Below are 17,681 nucleotides of genomic sequence, written 5' to 3'. Positions count from 1 at the left end.
GGCGGAGGCGCGGGAACGGCGGTCGCGTCTTGCGCCAGGGCGGCGCCCGCCGTCGCAGCCAGCACGGCCGCCGCCGTCGCCATCGTTCGTATCGTCATCGTCCCCTCCCCCGTTTGCGAAAGCCTCAGCCGCCTGTCACTTCGGCGACCGGCTGAACATCGCAGACGCTGAAGGCGCCGCCGCGCGCGGCGCGCGCCGTGGCGATCCGTTCTGCGAAGGCGGCGCTGCCGGCGTTCAGCACGCGCACCGTCGGACGCTCGGCTTCGGGCAGGGCCGAGGCCATGCGGACGCGGGTCATGGTGTCGGGATCGGTCACCTTGCCGTCCTCGGCGTCCGAACCCTTCTTCAGCTTGCCGACCACGTCCAGGCCNNCGCCGCCTGATCAGGCGGCGGGCGTCACGCGCACCGGCAGTTCGATGTCGCAGACCGAGAAATCCGCGCCGCGCGCCTGACGCGCCTGCTGCGCCAGGGTCTGGAAGGTGGCGGAGTTGGTGTTCAGGACGGCCGCCGTCGGACGTTCGGCGGCGGGCAGATCCGACGCCACGCGGACGCGGGTCATCTGATCCGGTCCCTGAACCAGACCATCCGGCGTGTCGCTGGCCTTCAGGGATCGCACGACGTCCAGGCCGGACACGACCCGACCCCAGACGGTGTAGCGCTTGTCCAGCGCCGGATAGGCCTGACGCATCAGGAAGAACTGGCTGTTGGCGCTGTCAGGCGAACCCGACCGGGCCATGCCCAGCACGCCGGGACAGAACAGGCCGTGGGCGTCGACCTTGAAGTCGGCGGTGACCATCATTTGGGCGTCGGGTTGGGTCTGGACCGGCAGATCGCCGACCAGACCGCGCACGCCCGCGCCGACGCTGGGCACCGCGACGAAGCCGGCGTCGCGTCCACGACGGAAACTGAACTCGGCCTTCAGGTCCGGCAACTCGCTGCCGCCCTCACCCGTGCCCTTCGGATCGCCAGTTTGCGCCATGAAATCAGGGATGACGCGATGGAACTTCAGACCATCGTAGAAGCCCTGGTTGGCCAGGGTGCGGATGCGTTCCGCATGGTTGGGCGCGGCGACGGGGATCAGTTCGACCAGCACCCGCCCCTTGGACGTATCGATAACCAGCAGGTTTTCCGGCGCGATGGCGCGCCAGTCGGACGCCGCCGGCGCCGTTTGCGCCGCAGCGGGGGCCTGTGTCTGGGCTTGGGCCGCGCCAGCCGCGAGAAGGGCGGCGACGGTCGCTGCGATGATGGCCTTACGCATGGTCTTGTCTACCCTAACCGTTCTTGACCTTGGCCCGCACTCGCTCGGCGATGGCGGGGCTGACGAAACTGTCGATCGCGCCGTCCAGCCGGGCGATCTCCTTGACGAGCCGCGAGGCGATCGCCTGATGGCGCGGATCGGCCATCAGGAATACGGTCTCGATGTCCTGATTGAGGCGCTGGTTCATGGCCGTCATCTGGAACTCGTATTCAAAGTCGGCGACGGCGCGCAGACCCCGGATGATGACGCTGGCGTCCAGCTCTTCGGCGAAATGCATCAGCAGGGTCGAAAACGGCTGGACCACGATGTCGCCGCCGAGGGGCGCCATCTCGGCCTTCAGCATCTCGACCCGTTCGGCGGTGGAGAACAGCGGCCCCTTGTCATCGTTCTGGGCCACGCCGATGACCAGTCGGTCCACCAGCTTCAGCGCGCGCTTGATGATGTCGGTATGCCCGTTCGTCACCGGGTCGAAGGTGCCCGGATAAAGTCCGATGCGCATGCGTGTCTCCCCGGCCTGTCGCGTGGCGTCAGCGTCGTTTAGCAGGTGCGAAATCAGCGGCCTAGCCGGCTGACGCCATCGTCATCGTCACGATCCGCGATGGGCTGGGGCGCCTGGGCGCTCCAGGCCGCTTCGACCTTGGCGAGCAGGACCGGATCATTGGCGAAGGCGACATCGTCGATGGTGGTGATCGGACAGACGGGCGTGGCGCTGTTGCACAGGAAAGCGCCGTCGAAGGCGCCGATCTCGTCGAGACGGACCGGCCGCGTTTCACGAGTCAGCCCGACCTGGGGCAGCCCGCGCGTGATCAAGGCCTGGGTCACGCCCGCCAGCATCGGGGCCTGGGGCCAGATGATCCGGTCGCCTTGAACGAAGCCAACGTTCCACAGCGTGCCCTCTGACACCCGCCCTTCACCATCCACAAACAGGGCGTCGTCAAACCCGGCGACGCGCGCGGCGCGGCGCGCGCGAATCAGGCCGAAGGTGGCGAGATGCTTCAGATGCGGCGCCTCGCGCTCATAGGGCATAGCGGTAATCCGCACCCGGTTCGCCAGCGGCGGCGGCGCAGGGGAGACACTGGTCATCACCTTCGGTCGGCCGACATAGGTCGGGTTGCGATGGCCGATCTCCGGCGAGAACAGGCTGACGCGCAGCCAGCAGGCGTTTCGGCCGGCGACGGCCAGCGCCATCAGACGCCGGAACTCCGCCTCGCCGGGGCTTTCGCCGAACAGTTCGACGGCGGCCTGGTACAGACGGGTGAGGTGGAGGTCGAGGCCGCGCGCAGCGCCATCCTCGACGCTGAAGGAGGTATAGGCGCCGTAGTTGACCAACGCCTGGTGCGCCAGATCATTGGGGCTAGCAGGAAGGCCATCGATCAGGATGGTCATCATTCAACTGTCTGTGTGTCGTCGGGCTTAGCTGGTTTGCGGTTTGGCTTGGGCTTCCATTTCTTGAGAATCCAAAAGACGATGGCCGGCAAAGGCAGGGCAAAGAACATTATCCATGCGTCTGTGACGAGCGGCCCTTTCACAAAGCCTGCGCCGAGAACCGCGAACTGCAAGGCTTGAAACTGGATCGCTCCAGTCGCCCAGTTGAACGATATCTGACCAACACCAAAAAAACAGGCGATCATCCAGGCCCACCTCCGCCTGAGCACAGCAACTCCCGCGGTGACCAGACAGAAGAGAGGCGTAGCCACTAGTGCGATGAGGACGACATAATGAAGCGGCGATTTGTTCGTGACCGTGAAGCGACCCAACGCGATCTGCCCAGCAGTGAAGCTGTTGATATGGATAGCCTCCACTTTCCATGAGGCTCCCGATTCACTCACCATAAGCGTCTCGAACTGGACGACTTTTTCTGGATAGCTATATTCGCGCACAAGCCTGTAGGCTTTGGCCTTAGGCGTGAAGTTGGATTGCCATTGGACGGTCTTCTCGACCTCAGGTTTTTGGACGGATCCAAAGCCCTTCAACTGGCCCAATGCATTGCCATTCAGATTGGCTTTCAAGCCGTCTGTCGCGATAGCGGCCAAGCCGCTCTCATCACCGGAAACCACAAAGCTGTAGGCTCGGTCTGCTTGTGCTTCACGAGCGGGATCGGCGGCCGGCATGGCGCATGCCGTCAGCAGGAGCAGCAGCGCAAAAGAGATGTAGCGTATCATTGAGTTCCCCCTTCCCACCATGCGGGGAGGGGGAACCAATAGCAATCACTCGGATGTGCCGGCTTCAACTTCTGCGTCGTCACCGCAGCTTTCCGGCAGGCGTTCGACCGAGACGACCTTCTCGTCCTTGCCGGTACGGAAGATGGTGACGCCCTGGCTGGAGCGGCCGACGATGCGGACCTGATCGATGCGAGTGCGGATCATCTGACCGCCCGAGGTGACCAAGAGAAGGTCGTCCGTCTCCTCGACCGGGAAGGCCGCCGCCAGACGCGTGCCGGCGCGACCGCCCAAGCCGTGGGCCGTCAAACCTTGGCCGCCGCGCCCCGTACGACGATACTCGTAGGCCGAGGATCGCTTGCCGAAGCCGGTCTCGGTGACCGTCAGGATGAACTGTTCGGCGGCGCCCAGTTCGGCAATCCGCTCCACGGTCAGAGCCGCATCCGCGACCTCGTCTTCAGCCTCGACCGGGGCCGCGGCATCCTCTTCCGCATCCGCGCCGGCCAAGGCCTTGCGCATGGCGTTGGCGTGTTTGACGTAGGCGGCGCGTTCTTCCGGCGTCGCGTCCACACGGCCCAGGATGGCCATGGAGATGACCTCATCGCCGTCCTGCAGCCGCACGCCCCGGACGCCGGTCGAATCCCGTCCCTTGAACACGCGCACGTCGTCGGCCTTGAACCGGATCGCGCGGCCCAGCGCCGTCGTCAGCAGCACATCGTCGTCCGCCGTGCACAGGCCGACGCCGACCATGCGGTCAGAGCCTTCCAGCTTCATGGCGATCTTGCCGGCGCGGTTGACCGTGGCGAAGTCCGACAGCTTGTTGCGCCGCACGTCGCCGCTCGAGGTGGCGAACATGATGTCGTAGTCGCCCCAGGTCGTCTCGTCCTCGGGCAGGGGCAGGACGTTCATGATGCTGTCGCCCGGCTCGATGGGCAGCAGATTGACGAAGGCCTTGCCCCGCGATTGCGGATTGCCCAGCGGCAGACGCCAGGTCTTCAGCTTGTAGGCCTTGCCGTTGGTGGCGAAGAACAGGACCGGGGTGTGGGTCGAGGCGCTGAACACGCCGGTGATGGCGTCCTCGTCCTTCATCGACATGCCGCTGCGGCCCTTGCCGCCGCGATGCTGGGTCCGATAGGCGTTCAGCGCCACACGCTTGACGTAGCCGCCGTGGGTGACGGTGACGACCATGTCCTCGCGCGGGATCAGGTCCTCGTCCTCCATCTCGCCGTCGCCTTCCCCGATCAGGGTACGGCGCGGAACGGCGAACCGGTCCTTCACGTCGATCAGGTCATCGCGGATGATGGCCAGGACGTTCTTGCGGTCCGACAGGATGGTCAAATGGCCCTGGATAGTGTCGGCCAGGCCGTGCGCCTCGCCGAAGATGTCGTCGCGGCCGAGCCCCGTCAGGCGCGACAGGGTCAGAGCCAGGATGGCCCGGGCCTGTTCGTCGGTCAGACGGATCTTGTCGCCCTCGACGATGACAGTGCGCGGGTCGGCGATCAGCTCGACCAGGGCCATCATGTCGCCCACGGGCCAGGCCTTGGCCTGCAGCCGCTCGCGCGCCTCGGTCGGATCGGCCGAGGAGCGGATGATGTGGATCACCTCGTCGATATTGGCCACGGCGACGGCCAGACCGACCAGGACGTGGCCACGGTCGCGGGCCTTGTTCAGCTCGAACTTGACGCGGCGAACGACGACTTCCTCGCGGAAGTCGAGGAAGATCTGCAGCAGCTGGCGCAGGCCCATCTGCTCGGGCCGGCCGTGGTTCAGCGCCAGCATGTTGACGCCGAACGAGCTCTGCATGGCGGTATAGCGCCACAGCTGGTTCAGGATCACGTCGCCGGAGGCGTCGCGCTTCAGCTCGATCACGATCCGCATGCCCTGGCGGTCGGATTCGTCGCGAACGTCGGAAATGCCTTCCAGCCGCTTCTCGCGCACCATTTCGGCGATGCGCTCGATCAGGGTCTGTTTGTTGACCTGATAGGGCAGCTCGGTGACGACGATGGCCTCGCGGTCCTTGCGGATCTCCTCCACCGAGGCCCGGCCACGCACGACGACCGAGCCGCGACCGTCTCGCAGGGCGTTGCGCGGGGCTGTGCGGCCCATGATCTCGCCGCCGGTCGGGAAGTCCGGACCGGGCACGATGTCCAGCAGGGCGTCGTCGGTGACGTTCGGATCATCCAGCAGGGCCAGGGCCGCATCCACGACCTCGCCCAGATTGTGCGGCGGGATGTTGGTCGCCATGCCGACGGCGATGCCGCCCGCGCCGTTGACCAGCAGGTTCGGAATCCGGCTCGGCAGGACGACCGGCTCCAGCTCCTTCTCGTCGTAGTTCGGCTGGAAATCGACCGTGTCCTTGTCGATGTCGGCCATCAGGGCGACGGCGGCCGGGGCCATCCGGGCCTCGGTGTAACGCATCGAGGCGGGCATATCGCCGTCGACCGAACCGAAGTTGCCCTGGCCGTCGACCAGCATCAGTCCCATCGAGAACGGCTGCGCCATCCGCACCAGGGCCATATAGACCGAGGCGTCGCCATGGGGGTGGAACCGGCCCAGCACGTCACCGACCACACGAGCGCATTTCGAATAGCTGCGCTCAGGCGTCATGTTCAGGTCGTGCATCGAATACAGGATGCGACGGTGAACCGGCTTCAACCCGTCCCGGGCGTCGGGAAGCGCGCGCGAGACGATCACGCTCATGGCGTAGTCGAGGTACGAACGCTTCAGTTCGTCCTCGATCGTGATCGTGGAAATGTCGGAGCCGCCGCCTCCCGGAACGATCGGAGATGCGGCGTTTTCGTAGCTGTCGTCGGTCAATGAAGCGTGGCTTTATGCGGCCGGAATCGGAACGTGATCCGCTGTGACGATTTCTAGCATTCCAGGGCCTCGGTGGCAAAGCGACGTCGCCGTGAAAGCCCGTCTCTGAAAGGACTTTCGACATGCGCGCCACCCGCCTCGCCGCCGCCCTTCTCCTCGCCTCCCCCTTGGCCCTGACAACCGCCTGCGCCGCGACCGGAAACGCGCCCCAGGCGGCCGTCGAACGCGCGCCCGTCGGCGCGACGGGACAGGCCGTTCTGATCAACGCCTCCGGCGCCAATATCGGTCGCGTCGACCTGCGTCAGGGCCCGACCGGCCTGCTGATGAAGATCGAGGCTTCGGGCCTGACGCCCGGCTGGCACGGCATCCACATCCATGCGACCGGCGAATGCGCCGCGCCCTTCACCTCGTCCGGCGCCCATATCAACCACGGCGAACCCAAGGCGCCGCACGGCCTGCTGAACGCCGCCGGACCGGACGACGGCGACCTTCCCAACGTCTGGGCCGGTGCGGACGGCAAGGTGAACGCCGAGCTGTTCACGACCCGCGCCCGGATCTCGTCCGAAGGCCCCGGCCAATGGCTGTGGGACGCCGACGGCTCGGCCATCATCATCCACGCCAATCCCGACGACCATTCGACCCAGCCCATCGGCGGCGCAGGCGACCGGGTGGCCTGCGCGGCCCTCAGCGCAAGCTAAGTCTTTCTACGAACCAGAAGATGGCTCGCTGGACAGCGTTCAGCGGGTCTCTTTTTGTGCGAGAAGACGGCGGATCATTTCGGTCTGCTCCTCCTGTCGGGCGGTCAGGTGTTCGACCTTTTCCAGCAGGGCCATGATCTCAATCTCGGCCTTCAGATTGACCTGATAGTCATTGCCCGCGTCCAGCCGATCCTTTGACGCCTGGCGGTTTTGGCTCATCATGATGACCGGCGCCTGGATCGCCGCCAGCATCGACAAGACCAGGTTCAGGAAGATGAAGGGATAGGGGTCGAAGGCTTCCTTGCGCAGCAGCAGGTTCAGCCCGGTCCAGATCGCCAGGAAGACGCCGAACGCGATGATGAAGGGCCACGAACCACCGAAGGCCGCCACCCGATCGGCCAGCCGCTCGCCAAAGGTTTGGCGGTCGTCGAAGGTCTCGTTGATGTCTTCGGAAACGGGGCGACGATCGGCGGTGCTCTGAACGACGAAGGCTTCGTTCGCCGGAAGATCGTGCTTCGCCTTGCCCAGCCAGCGGCGGGAGACGTGGTCGGCGTCGAGGGGGGCGTGATGCATGGCGGGCTCCTGAAACGATCAGGAACAGATCAAGCCTTGGCGGCCCCAGCGCGCAAGCCCCGTTCGGCCAGGGCCACGAGGGCGACCCCTCCCATGGTGATGGCCGACCCCGTCAGAATCTGCGGCGTTAGGATATCGCCCATGAAGCTCCAGCCGATGAACATCGACACCACGGGCGTGACCAGCAGATAGGGCGTCACCCGCCCCGCCTCGCGCCGCTGCACCAGCCAGAACAGCAGGGTCGTCGCCAGCACGGACGACACGACGCCCGCCCACAGCAACGAGGCCCAGACCATGGGCGTGGCGCGCTTCACCGCCTCCCACTGGCCATGCTCGAACACCGCCGAGCCGAAGGCCATGACGGGAAAGGCGCCCAGCGCCAGCAGACCCTGCATCTTCAGCGGCGGGATGGAGGTGGTGCGGCGCGCCACCACCGTGGTTACGCCCCAGGCGGCGCCGGCCGCGATGGCGACCAGAATGGCCTTCCAGTCCTGCAGCGCATGGGCGTCCAGCGTCATCCAGGCCACGCCGACGAAGGCCACGCCCATGCCGACCAGGGCCGCCTTGGACAGCCGCTCGCCCAGGATCAGAAAGGCGAACAGGGTGGTGAAGGGAATCCACAACTGATTGGCCACCGTCACCGGGCTGACGTCCGTCGCCAGCCAGTAGGCGGTGTAGGCCAAACCGTACTGGATCGGCCCGCCGATGATTACGATCAGCATCAGGCTCTTCCAGTCCGGAAACGGCGGCCGCACGAAGGCGATCAGACAGGCGGTGGCGATGCCGAACCGGATGGCGCCGACCAGCAGCGGCGACAACTCCTGCGTCGCCAGCTTGGCCCCGGCGTTGTTGACGCCCCACACCACGATGATCGCCACGATGGCGGCGATCTCCAGCCCTGTCAGGGCGTGAGGCCTCTTGGGCAGGGGCGCGGGCGCAGCCGCAACTTCGGAACGGACGTCGGTCATGACCGCCCTATGGCACGGCGCGGCTGCCGCGTCGGCTCACTTTGGATGACCTCAGGTTTCCGCTCAATAATCCGGCTTGGCGACCGCCTGCAGCGATCACCAAGCCGGACTGCCTCAGAACGGGATGTCGTCGTTGAGGTCGTAGCTTTCCTTGGGGCCGCTCGGCTTGTTGGCGCCGCCGGTGGAGAAGCCCGAGGAATAGTCGTCATCGCCGCGACCACCGCCGCCGCCGTAACCGCCGCCCGACGAGCCGCCTTCCGAACGGCCGCCAAGCATGGTCAGTTCACCCTTGAAGCGGCTGACGACGATCTCGGTCGAATATTTTTCGACGCCCTGCTGGTCGGTCCATTTGCGGGTCTGGAGCGCGCCCTCGATGTAGACGGTCGAGCCCTTCTTCACATAGTTTTCGACCACCTTGACGATGTTGTCGTTGAAGATGACGACCCGGTGCCACTCGGTCTTTTCCTTACGCTCGCCCGAGGACTTGTCGCGCCAGGTTTCCGAGGTGGCGATGGACAGGTTGGCGATGCGGTCGCCGTTGGGCATGGAGCGGATTTCGGGATCTCGACCCAGGTTGCCGACCAGAATGACCTTATTGACGCTGCCCGCCATGGAAACTTCCTTCTCGTGTGAGGCGGCGACGACTTCGCCCGCCCCGTCAATTCAGTCCGATGTCTGACCGGCGCGACTGCTCATCGCCAGCCCTTTCGACAGCAAACCCGCTAAATCAGTGGATAAGCATTAACCGAATGTTCCACTTTCGTTCTGGCTGCGCAAGTCCTACTTGGCGGCGGGGTCGGCGGCGATGGCGATAGGACGGCCCGTCTCGTCGCGCTGGATGGCGCCGGGGATGGCCAGGCGGCCGTCGCCGGTGCGGGCCATGGCGAAGAAGCGGCTGCCGTTCAGGCTCTTGCCGATCTTGACCCCTTCGCGGTCGACGAAGATGAAGCGGCCCTGATAGGCGCCGGCGATTTCCTGGTTCGAACCGCCCATGCGTAGGAAGCGAAGGCGCATCTCCTCCAGCCGCGCGGCGCATTGTTCGAGCTGGGGCTGGTTGTCGGCAATTTTCTGCAGGCGCGGCGGCGCATTGTCCGGCGTCGCCACGAAGTAGCAGGCGCCCTCGGCGAACTCGTACTTGGGTTCGTTTGAGCAGGCGCCCAGCAGAGCAGTCCCGGCGATGGCGGCGAGGGCGACGAAACGCATCAGTTCATTCCCGTGAATTGGCAGTTGCGATCCTGCTCGGCCAGGGTCCTGAAACGGTTGTTGTCATTCGACTGTTCCACCCGGCGGGGCACCAGACGCAGGGTCGTATCGCCCCAGCGGCCGTATTGGGCGTCGCCCGGCCCGACGCAGGTTCCGGCGTAAAGCGCTTGAACGCACGCGTTCAGGCTCATGCTTGGCGACAGGGTGCGCCAATCGGAGCCGGTGTGGCGCAGGCAGGGGCTGCCGCTGGCCACGGGTGTGGGGCGCGGCGGAGGCGTCTGTTCGACGGAGGCCGGCGGGGGGGTCTGGGCCATCTCGACCGCAGGCAGTTCGGGGGGCGGTGCAAAGGCGGCGGTCGGGGCGGCGGTCAAGGCGCCCGTCGCGTCCAGCCCTACGTCCAAAGCGTCCGTCGCCAGACCATTGCGCTGGGCGCAGACCGCCAAGGTCGCCATGCCGACGAACTGACCATCGACGAAGCAGCGCAGTTCCCGCGTCGGCTCCAGCGTGGGCGCCTCGGCCAGGTTGACCACCAGCCCGCCCTTGGACGCCGGCGGCGCTTCCGTCGTCTTGTCGCCGCCGCCCGTAAAGATCAGGGCGAGCACGACGGCGATGACGATCGCCACGCCGGCGCCGACCAACAGGATGACGCGGTTGTCTTTCGGAAGGGCCATGAACGGGCTTTCGCGGATGAGGAGGCCAATAACTCCGACCCGGCCTCGGGCGTCAACCGCCTTGACCGGTCACGACCGCGATCAAGCCGTCAGGCGGCTCAGCGCAGCCTGATAGTTGGCCAGTTGCGTCTGCTGGTAGGCGGTCGAGGACCCGTTGCCGGTCTGGGTGTTGGTTATGCCGCCGGTCGATGGCGCGAGGGCGCGATAGGAAGACCGGACCGCCGTCATCGCCTGGGCCAGCGATTCGATGGCCGCCTTTATCGAGGCGGGATCGTTCAGGTTCAGCTTGTTCGACAGATTCAGCCCATAGGTCTTGATCGCGTCCTTGTCCGGCTTCACCGGACCGACGAAACCGGGCGTCAGGCCAAGCGCGCCCAGGGCGTCCTTGCCGATCGCCCCAGCGGAGATGACGGCGCCGTCCTTGTTGGCCGCCGTCTTGATTTCCAGACGCTGGACGATGGGTTTGGCCTTCAGGTCGGTGATGACCTTGGCTTCCAACTGGCGGCCAGAGGCGGCGTTGATCTTCTTGGCCAGGCTTTCCAGCGTGTCCTTGGCGTCGATGGTCACAGTGATGGCGCGGCCGCCGGCTGCGGGGCTGATCGAAAACTGATCGCCGACGCGGGCCGAGGTGGCGACGGTCAGCAGCTTGGAATCCGCCTGCATGATCTGGCCTTGAGGCAGGCCGAGGCGGTCGAGCACGCTGGCCCCGCCCGCTGCGATGCTGAGGCTGGTCGGCTTGGCCTGATCGCCGTCCGCGCGCCAGGTTCGGTTCGATTGGACCTGGCCCGTGGCGAGATCGATCTGGGCCAGATAGCCGGATGTGGGGTCGTCCTTGCCGGCGCCTTCCGCCCGGTTCGTGCCGGTGATCCAGACCTTGCCGTCCTTGATGGCGACGTCGGCGGCGGTGTCCGCGCCCGCCCCGCCGAAATAGGTCAGTTGGTCGCTTGCCGAGGCCTGAAGGTCAGCCGACAAGGTGGCGATGAAGACGTCGCTGCCGCCGGCATGGGCGTTGGTCACCGTCGCGATATCGAGGGCGGTGTTTTCGGTATGGCCGGTCACGACCACCTTGCCGTTCTCGACCGATATGCCGGCGATCGCGCCGCTGGCGTAGCCAAGGTCACGCGTCGAAGCCAGGCTCGGCACGCCGTCGGCGTCCAGGGTGAAGCGGCGCACGACCGCTTTCCCGTTCTCGACGCCGGCCGTGTAGAGGTCGTTTCCTGACACCGTCATGGCCTGAATGGAATCGTCGCCGCTGGTGCCGAACTGCACCGTCGCGACGTTCACGCCGACGTCTGGGCCGTTGATCTTGATTGGCTTTTCCTGGAAGGCCTGAAGATAGGAATCCCAGCCGCCCAGGGCCGCATTGCCCGGCATGGCCGATTTCGAGCGACCGGCGACATAGACCATGCCATCGGCGCCGAAGCGAACCTCGGTCGCCTCATCGGCCGCCTTGGCCCCGCGACGCTGAGTCCACAGTTCTTGGCCTGAACTGTCGAAGACCGAAACGAAACTGTCGGCCACGGCCGCGTTGTCGCCGCTCTTGCCGGGTTCCAGCGCCCCGGTCACCGATCCGGCCAAGGCGACCCGGCCGTCATCGTCGATGGCGATGGAGAAGCCGTTGGCGCTGGAGGCGGCGCCGAGCAGCTTGGTCTGCACGAGATTGCCGGCGGAATCGTATTTCATCAGGGCGACATCGCGCGCACCCTTGATCGGCTGGCTGGCGTCGCCCGCCGTCAGTTCGGCGACGACCCAGACGGAGCCGTCCGGGGCCACGGCGCTGGCCTTAACCGCAGCCACGCCATTGGGCAGGTCGGCGTGTCCCACCCTGCCCTCGACCCAGAACGGATCATCGACGCCCTGCTGGGCGGCCGGCGCCGCGCCGCCGTCGGCCTGAAACTTCAGCAGTTGGCCCGCCGTGCCGGTCTTGCCGACCCCTTGCGTCACATAGACGGCGTCGGAGGTGTCGACGGCCTGGAAGCTGATGGCTTCGCCGGTCCCGCCATTGACCTTCAACGCCCACTGATCCGGTCCGGCCGGCAGAGTGATGGTCTTGGTCCCGCTTTTGACCGTCTTCGGCTCGGCGGGGATCAACTGAGCGCTGATGCGCGTCGCGACGCCCGCATCCTCCAGCTTGCCGTTCATATAGGCGGTGACATTGGCCAACGACCGATCGGTCGCCCCCATCTCAGACAAGTCCATGGCGATCGCCTGCTCCCCGGCCGCCGTCTTGACGGTCACGGAGAACTTCACGTCTCCCTCGAACGCCTTAACCGAGGCGGTGGGGTCGCCGTCGTGGATGGGGGCGGTGACGAAACTGGTCGGCGCCCGTTCCAGCGCATAGGTGCTCTTGACCGAGGTCTGGGCCACGCCCTGCACCAACCGCATGTCTTCGAAACTGGCGGTGCTCAGATAGGTCGACAATTCGGCCAGGCCTTCGCCGAAGCGCTTGGACACCAAGGCCGCTTCCGACGCGCTCAGCCCTTTGACGCCAGCACGGTCGGCCAAGGCGCCCAGCGTGTTCAGGCCCTGATACAGGGCGAACATCTTGCGGTAGTCGGTGGAGGCGCCAGCCAAATCCAGGCTGACATTGCCCTCGTCGATCAGGCGACGGCCGCCCAGGACCGCACGGACCAGGTCGCTGGCCTTCGCCGGTGTCGCCGTGGACGACCAAGGGGCCGTCGGTTGGGTCTTCTTGGTTTTGACGGCCGGGCTGGCGGTCGCGGCCGCGCCTGACGACGACGTCCCCGTCGTCGTTCCGAAAAGACCCAGCAGATAGCTGTTGTTGATCATTCAGACGGCTCCGACCCTATCGTGCGGCGGGCGTCGATAAGGAACCGTTAAGCTGTCCGATCAGCCCTTGAACAGCGACAGAATGACCTGCGGCGCCTGGTTGGCGATCGACAGGGCCTGAACGCCGAGTTGCTGCTGGACCTGCAGGGCTTGAAGGCGTGCGCTTTCCTTGGCCAGGTCCGCATCCACCAGATTGCCGATGCCGGCTTCCAGCGCGTCCGACAGCTTGCCGACATAGGTGGTGTGACGCTCGATCTGCTTGGACTGGGCGCCCAGTTCTGAAAGACGGGAACTCGAGGTTGCGATGGCGTTGTTGATCCGGTTCAGCGCGGCTTTGGCATCGGCCTCAACCAATAAGCTTGGCGCGGTAACAGCGGGCGTAGCCGAAGCGTCGGCCGCAAGCCCCAAGCCTGAAAGTGTCAGGTTTTGACGCTTCAGCTGGATATTCTCCTGGCCGTCCGCACTGGCGATAAAGTTCAAGTCCCCGAGCGGCGCAGGAGGTGTCGCGCCGTCCGTACGCCCTGCGAGAATGTTCTCACCATCAAAAATGGCGTTGTCTGCAAAAGACTGGATCGACAACAAAAGCGATTGAAACTCTTGGTCATACGATTTGCGCGTCGCATCGCTGGCGCTCGGGTCCGCGGCGGCGGTCGCCTTCTGCTTCAACTCCAGAAGGATGTCCGAGATTTGCTCGCCGGCCGCCAGCGACACGTCGGCGATGGACGTCGCGCGGTTCAGGCTGGTGGTGACGGCTTCGAGCGATCCCCGGTCCGCGCGCTGACCTTGCGCCACCGCCCAGACCGCGGCGTTGTCGCGCGCACCCTGAACCTTCAGCCCCGTGTTCACCCGGCTCTGCGTCGCCGCCAACTGGTCGTTGGTGCGATTCAGATTCTGCAAGGCGATCATCGCCGAGGTGTTGGTGTGGATGCTGGTGGTCATGGCTTCAAGCCCCCGGACGTTCTGTGGGCTACAGGATTAACCATGAGTCGTAATCACATGGTTAACGCGCCGGAAACCATGATTGCGCCGTCCGGCGAGCCGGCGGCGTTAAAGATTTTGAGCCCTCGCCTGTCTTCAGACGGCGGTATCGACCAGACGACCGCCGCGATAGGTCGGGTCGCTGTTCAGCTTTTCGACATCCTCACGCGGCAACTGGCGGATCACCTCGCCCGTCACCCGGTCCAGGACCTTGTAGACGAAGCGGTTGTCGCCCACGGCCTCGATGGTCAGTCGAAAGCGGCTGGCGTCGTAGTTGTCGTTCCTGGCCGCCGGCGCCGGCGTTGCAGGCTGGATGGCGACCGGACTGACGGGAGGGATCTGAGGTACGCTTACTGAACTTGCGACATTGTCTGTCATGGCTCCACGCGCAGGTCGTCCCACGCCCTCTAGAGAAACAAGCGATCAGCCGGAGCGGTCGCGAAACCGCTCCGGCCGCGCGTCTTAGCGGAACAGGCCCAGCAGGATCGAGCTGCCCTGGTTCGCGATCGACAGCGCCTGCACGCCCAGCTGTTGCTTGGTTTGCAGGGCGGTCAGCTTGGCGCTTTCCTTGGCCAGATCGGCGTCCACCAGATTGCCCACGCCGGCTTCAAGAGCGTCCTGAAGCTTGTTGACGAAGGTGATCTGACGGCCCAGCGACTTGGACTGGGTGCCCAGGGTCGCCAGGGCGCCGGTAACCGTACCGATAGCCGTGTCCACTGCAGTGGACGAAGCACCGGTGCGGTCCACGGAACCGCCCGTCAGGGTCGACAAACCGGCTAAAGGACCGGTCAAGCTGTTGACGCTGTCGAACGAGGCGCCGGTGATCGCCGAGGCGATTTCCGCCCCCAAGGCATTGAAGTCCTTGAGATAGGCCTTTTCGGCGTCAGAATCCGCCGTCGATGACGCAATGCTGACGGCAAGCGACTTCATCTCTTCCAGAGCGGAGGTGATGGTATCGCCAGCGGCCAGAGCCACGTCGGTGATCGACTGGGTGCGTTGCAGACCCGCGCGAACGGCGTCCTGCGAGGCGGCGTTGGCGCGTTGCGACGTGGCGATCGCGAAGATCGCACCGTTGTCCTTCGCCGACGAGACCTTCATCCCGGTGTTGATCCGGTTTTGGGTCATTTCCAGTTGAGCGTTGGTCTTGTTCAGGCTCTGCAGAGCGACTGCGGCGCCGTAGTTCGTATTGATGCTGGGCATTTCTAGCCCTCCTTTTCACTTCGTGAGAGCCCCGGCCTTTTGCCGGGGTGAGCGTTTTGCTCGGGGTTCAAGGCCACGACCTCGCCGCCGAGACGGCGAGGTCTCCGGGCCTTATCGGAAGAGGCTCAGCAGGATCGAGCTGCCCTGGTTAGCGATCGACAGCGCCTGAACGCCCAGCTGTTGCTTGGTTTGCAGAGCGGTCAGTCGTGCGCTTTCCTTGGCCAGATCGGCGTCCACCAGATTGCCCACGCCAGCTTCCATCGCATCCTGAAGCTTGTTGACGAAGGTGATCGAACGTCCCACCGACTTTGATTGCGTACCGAGCGTCGCCAGCGCGGTGGTGACCTCTTTGATGGCGTCATCGACTGTCGCGGCCGTGAAGTCGGTAACCGTCGCCCCTAGATAACTCGCAAGCTTGGTCCCGGTGGCATTTAGCGCTGTGGCCGTGCCAATCGTTTTGGTGTCAGTCGCACCCGTTCCAGTCTGGACCTTCACTTCCGTCGCTCCGGCCGAAGCAGTCTTCAGCAGGTTGACGTCATCGAAGGAGGCGCCGTCGATCGCCGCCTTGATCTCCGCTCCAAGCGCTGAAAAGTCCGCTTCATAAGAAGCCAACGCAGTGCTGCCAGCTGCCGACGACGCGATGTTGACGGCGAGCGATTTCATCTCCTCGAGAGCGGAAGTGATCGTGTCACCAGCCGCTAACGATACGTCGATGATGGACTGACCGCGTTGCAACGAATTGCGCACGGCGTCCTGCGCCCCAACGTTGGCGCGTTGCGTTGTTGCGATGGCGAAGATCGCGCCATTGTCCTTGGCCGAAGACACCTTCATGCCGGTATTGATCCGGCTTTGGGTGGTTTCCAGCTGGGCGTTGGTCTTGTTCAGGCTCTGCAGGGCGACTGCGGCGCCGTAGTTCGTGTTGATGCTGGGCATTTCTGGCCCTCCTTGTTCACTTCAGTGATTTCCGGCGTCGTTTTGCCGCCGGGAGCTTTTTGCTCGGTGAGTAAGAAGCAATTGCCGGGCCATTTCTGATCCGCGCAAATGCCGACAACTAACTGATTTTACTGGTTTACCTTTGATTTACCCTCCTTCCGACCCGGCAGCTCTTGCCGGGCTGGTCCGTGCACAAGGCAAGAGCTGCCGGGTGCGTGTCGAGTTAATCTGCGCCTGTGCGGGTTCACCACACGGCGAAAAGGTGAAGCGTTCAGCACTGTGGCGGGCTTAGTTGCGGAAGAGGCTCAGCAGGATCGAGCTGCCCTGATTGGCGATCGACAGCGCCTGCACGCCCAGCTGCTGCTTGGTTTGCAAGGCGGTCAGCTTGGCGCTTTCTTTGGCCAGGTCTGCGTCCACCAGGTTGCCGATGCCGGCCTCGGTCGAGTCCTGCAGCTTGTTGACGAAGGTCAGCTGGCGCCCGATTGATTTAGACTGGGTGCCTAGAGTGGAGAGCGAGGAGGTAACCTTCGCAATAGCGTCATCCACCAAATCTACTGTGACATCAGTCGCTGAGATTGACTGATCTGTGACCGCAGCGATGTCCGTGTCTGTGGCCATTCCACCAGTGGCGGTGAAGCCGACCGACATCGTTCCACCAGCGATGTCCGAGACGAGCGCCGTAGGCGTCGCCTCAGTCCAAAGGTTGACGCTGTCAAAACTTGCGCCCTTCAGCGCCTCGTCGATTTCCTTACCCAAGGCTTTGAAATCAGCCAGATAAGACGTCTCGGCGGCCGAGCCGGCGACCGACGATTGAATGCTGACGGCCAGCGATTTCATCTCTTCGAGCGCGGCGGTGATGGTGTCGCCGGCGGCCAGGGCCACATCGACGATCGACTGTCCGCGCTGAAGTGAATTCCGAACCGCATCCATGGCGCCCATGTTGGCGCGTTGGGTCGTCGCGATGGCGTAAATCGCGCCGTTGTCCTTGGCCGAGCCCACCTTCAGGCCCGTCGAGACACGGTTTTGCGTGCGCTCCAACATAGCGTTGGTCGCATTGAGGTTTTGCAGCGCGACAGCGGCGCCGTAGTTCGTATTGATGCTCGTAGCCATTTTGGCTTTCCTGTTCACTTCGTGTGATGTCCGACGCCATTTTAGCGTCAGGAGCGTTTTGCTCGTTCTTCAGGAAAGCAAGGGCGGGGCCAGTCCAAAATGCGACGCCGGCCAGCCGCCGACATTGATTTCATTGAATTTATCTCGGCGGTTTGCGAAACGACCCGGCAAGCCTGCACACCAGGCGGCAGAAGTTGCCGAGTCGTTTTTGCAGGGCGTCAGTCGCGGCGTCGCACCTGCGCGTCCTGCATCGCGCGTTCGGCCAACAGGGTCTCGACCGCCAGCCGCCGCGCCCCGTCGCAGGTGACGTGACCCCCTGAAAC

At 64.8% G+C, this 17,681-nt stretch carries 18 protein-coding genes; 1 reads left to right on the top strand and 17 read right to left on the bottom strand.

Annotated elements, in window-relative coordinates:
• Positions 1-124: 124 nt before the first annotated feature.
• The 6 genes from B3T77_RS04595 to gyrA form a co-directional block, all read right to left on the bottom strand.
• Positions 125-361: a hypothetical protein gene (locus B3T77_RS04595; protein ID WP_292077674.1), complete on the bottom strand. Its 237-nt coding sequence runs from the start codon at positions 359-361 to the stop codon at positions 125-127.
• Positions 362-382: 21 nt separating this feature from the next.
• Positions 383-1,258: a peptidylprolyl isomerase gene (locus B3T77_RS04590; RefSeq protein ID WP_292077672.1), complete on the bottom strand. Its 876-nt coding sequence runs from the start codon at positions 1,256-1,258 to the stop codon at positions 383-385.
• Between the two features lie 13 nt (positions 1,259-1,271).
• A complete protein-coding gene (coaD, locus tag B3T77_RS04585) occupies positions 1,272-1,757 on the bottom strand; it encodes a pantetheine-phosphate adenylyltransferase (RefSeq protein WP_017504115.1) in 486 nt (161 codons plus the stop codon).
• A gap of 53 nt (positions 1,758-1,810) precedes the next feature.
• Positions 1,811-2,647, bottom strand: coding sequence for an aminotransferase class IV (locus B3T77_RS04580; protein WP_292077669.1), 837 nt, complete (start codon positions 2,645-2,647; stop codon positions 1,811-1,813).
• Entirely contained in the window at positions 2,644-3,420 is a 777-nt protein-coding gene (locus B3T77_RS04575) for a hypothetical protein (RefSeq protein WP_292077667.1), read from the bottom strand. The genes B3T77_RS04580 and B3T77_RS04575 overlap by 4 nt, the downstream gene beginning before the upstream one ends.
• 45 nt (positions 3,421-3,465) lie before the next feature.
• The gene (gene gyrA / locus B3T77_RS04570) at positions 3,466-6,234 is read right to left on the bottom strand and encodes a DNA gyrase subunit A (RefSeq protein ID WP_292077664.1); all 2,769 of its coding nucleotides are present in this window, start codon (positions 6,232-6,234) and stop codon (positions 3,466-3,468) included.
• A 122-nt stretch (positions 6,235-6,356) separates the two neighbouring features.
• Between gyrA and B3T77_RS04565 the strand changes: the two genes are divergently transcribed.
• Positions 6,357-6,932, top strand: a complete 576-nt coding sequence (locus B3T77_RS04565; protein ID WP_045810201.1) for a superoxide dismutase family protein — start codon at positions 6,357-6,359, stop codon at positions 6,930-6,932.
• Between the two features lie 39 nt (positions 6,933-6,971).
• Here the strand turns inward: B3T77_RS04565 and B3T77_RS04560 are convergent, their stop codons facing one another.
• From B3T77_RS04560 to B3T77_RS04510, 11 genes are all read right to left on the bottom strand, one after another.
• Entirely contained in the window at positions 6,972-7,505 is a 534-nt protein-coding gene (locus B3T77_RS04560) for a DUF1003 domain-containing protein (RefSeq protein ID WP_292077660.1), read from the bottom strand.
• Positions 7,506-7,534: 29 nt separating this feature from the next.
• Positions 7,535-8,473 carry a DMT family transporter gene (locus B3T77_RS04555; protein WP_292077658.1) on the bottom strand — a complete coding sequence of 313 codons (939 nt, stop codon included), beginning with the start codon at positions 8,471-8,473 and terminating at the stop codon, positions 7,535-7,537.
• 114 nt (positions 8,474-8,587) lie between these two features.
• On the bottom strand, positions 8,588-9,085 hold the full coding sequence (ssb, locus tag B3T77_RS04550; protein ID WP_017504124.1) for a single-stranded DNA-binding protein: 498 nt from the start codon (positions 9,083-9,085) through the stop codon (positions 8,588-8,590).
• Between the two features lie 168 nt (positions 9,086-9,253).
• Positions 9,254-9,676: a hypothetical protein gene (locus tag B3T77_RS04545; RefSeq protein ID WP_292077655.1), complete on the bottom strand. Its 423-nt coding sequence runs from the start codon at positions 9,674-9,676 to the stop codon at positions 9,254-9,256.
• The gene (locus tag B3T77_RS04540; protein ID WP_292077653.1) at positions 9,676-10,347 is read right to left on the bottom strand and encodes a hypothetical protein; all 672 of its coding nucleotides are present in this window, start codon (positions 10,345-10,347) and stop codon (positions 9,676-9,678) included. The genes B3T77_RS04545 and B3T77_RS04540 overlap by 1 nt, the downstream gene beginning before the upstream one ends.
• An 81-nt stretch (positions 10,348-10,428) precedes the next feature.
• Complete coding sequence (locus B3T77_RS04535) at positions 10,429-13,137, bottom strand: transcriptional regulator (RefSeq protein WP_292077651.1); 2,709 nt, start codon at positions 13,135-13,137, stop codon at positions 10,429-10,431.
• Between the two features lie 60 nt (positions 13,138-13,197).
• A complete protein-coding gene (locus B3T77_RS04530) occupies positions 13,198-14,076 on the bottom strand; it encodes a flagellin (protein ID WP_292077650.1) in 879 nt (292 codons plus the stop codon).
• Between the two features lie 135 nt (positions 14,077-14,211).
• On the bottom strand, positions 14,212-14,493 hold the full coding sequence (locus tag B3T77_RS04525) for a hypothetical protein (RefSeq protein ID WP_292077648.1): 282 nt from the start codon (positions 14,491-14,493) through the stop codon (positions 14,212-14,214).
• 84 nt (positions 14,494-14,577) lie between these two features.
• Entirely contained in the window at positions 14,578-15,315 is a 738-nt protein-coding gene (locus B3T77_RS04520; protein WP_292077646.1) for a flagellin, read from the bottom strand.
• Between the two features lie 111 nt (positions 15,316-15,426).
• On the bottom strand, positions 15,427-16,248 hold the full coding sequence (locus B3T77_RS04515; protein ID WP_292077644.1) for a flagellin: 822 nt from the start codon (positions 16,246-16,248) through the stop codon (positions 15,427-15,429).
• A gap of 288 nt (positions 16,249-16,536) precedes the next feature.
• Complete coding sequence (locus tag B3T77_RS04510) at positions 16,537-17,358, bottom strand: flagellin (RefSeq protein ID WP_292077642.1); 822 nt, start codon at positions 17,356-17,358, stop codon at positions 16,537-16,539.
• Positions 17,359-17,681 lie beyond the last annotated feature (323 nt).

Source organism: Brevundimonas sp. UBA7838, from assembly GCF_002500885.1.
Lineage (GTDB): Bacteria > Pseudomonadota > Alphaproteobacteria > Caulobacterales > Caulobacteraceae > Brevundimonas > Brevundimonas vesicularis_C.
The sequence above is the reverse complement of the archived record's forward strand: the minus strand, read 5'-3'. Positions and strand labels throughout refer to the sequence as shown.